Here is a 1,213-nt window from a genome sequence, read left to right on the forward strand (position 1 = left end):
ATTAACCTAGTAGGCTTAGCGCTGAGTTAGGCGCTTGTTTCGCTTGCGCAAGGATTGAGCTTGACGCTTGCGATAGAATTTGTGACTTGGTCATTTGAGTCGTTTCTTTCGCGAAGTCGGTATCTTTAATACGGCTCTTCGACGCGTTCACGTTCTCGTTGATGTTGTCCAAGTTGCTGATTGCGTGGTTGAAACGGTTTTGGAAAGCACCTAGCTCTGCACGGTGGCTATCTACGTATTTCAACGCCGCATCAATGATAGCGACAGATTCTTGTGCGCCACCTACTGATGTTACATCGATGGTATCAACCGTTACTTTCTTACCGTCGCTTAGACCTAACTCACCAGAAAGACCGCCAGAAAACTCCACTTCGCCTTCTACTTTGTTGTTACCAGCGAAAACTTGCAGTTTGCCGTCTTGGTCTACTGACGCTTTCACTAGGTCTGTTTGACCGTTGATGTAAGTCGCAAGCTCTTCGATATCGTCACCCGCTTTTGCGCTGATGTTGATTTCTTGCTCTTTACCGAAGCTGTCTGTCAGACTGATTTTCAAGTCGTTTTTGCCCGCTTCAACACCCCAGTCTTTATCTTTGCCTTTTTCAGCTTGGTAGCTCACGCCGCCCATCATTTGGTTGTCAGAGCGCATGTCTTTTAGGTTTAGCATCACGGCTTCACCGTTGTCCGCACCAATTTGGAAAGACTGAGTACCGTAAGTACCGTTAAGTAGACGGTTACCACCGAATGATGTTGTTTCAGCGATACGGTTTAGTTCGTCGTTTAGTGCCGTTACTTCTTCTTGAATCGCAACACGCTCAGATTTTGAGTTAGAGCCGTTCGCTGATTGAAGAGATAGGTCACGCATACGTTGTAGGATGTTGGTTGTCTCGTTCATTGCACCTTCTGCTGTTTGTGCAATCGAGATACCGTCGTTCGCGTTACGAACAGCCACATCCAAGCCACGGCTTTGTACGTTCAAGCGGTTCGAGATTTGAAGACCCGCAGCGTCATCTTTCGCGCTGTTGATTTTGAAACCTGAAGACAAACGTTCCATTGAAGTTTGTTGTGCTGAGTTTGCGTTGTTTAGGTAACGCTGAGCGGTCATCGCTGATACGTTAGTGTTTACATTCACTGCCATGGTGATTTCTCCAATTGATTTTCCGATGTAGCGGTTTCCGACGTCTCGGAAAACCAAGTAGTTCTCTCAAAGTTACTT

The 1,213-nt window shown here is 46.6% G+C and carries 1 protein-coding gene; it reads right to left on the reverse strand.

Translation table 11 applies throughout. The features are described 5' to 3' along the window. Nucleotide 1: 1 nt before the first annotated feature. Nucleotides 2–1,135: a flagellin gene (locus AACR11_RS19670; RefSeq protein ID WP_005447265.1), complete on the reverse strand. Its 1,134-nt coding sequence runs from the start codon at nucleotides 1,133–1,135 to the stop codon at nucleotides 2–4. Between the last annotated feature and the right edge of the window lie 78 nt (nucleotides 1,136–1,213).

The organism is Vibrio sp. L85 (assembly GCF_963871815.1).
Classification (GTDB): Bacteria; Pseudomonadota; Gammaproteobacteria; order Enterobacterales; family Vibrionaceae; genus Vibrio; species Vibrio harveyi.

Coding starts and splice junctions, on each gene's coding strand:
- AACR11_RS19670 (WP_005447265.1), bottom strand. CDS start 1,135: ATGGCAGTGAATGTAAACACTAACGTATCAGCGATGACCGCTCAGCGT.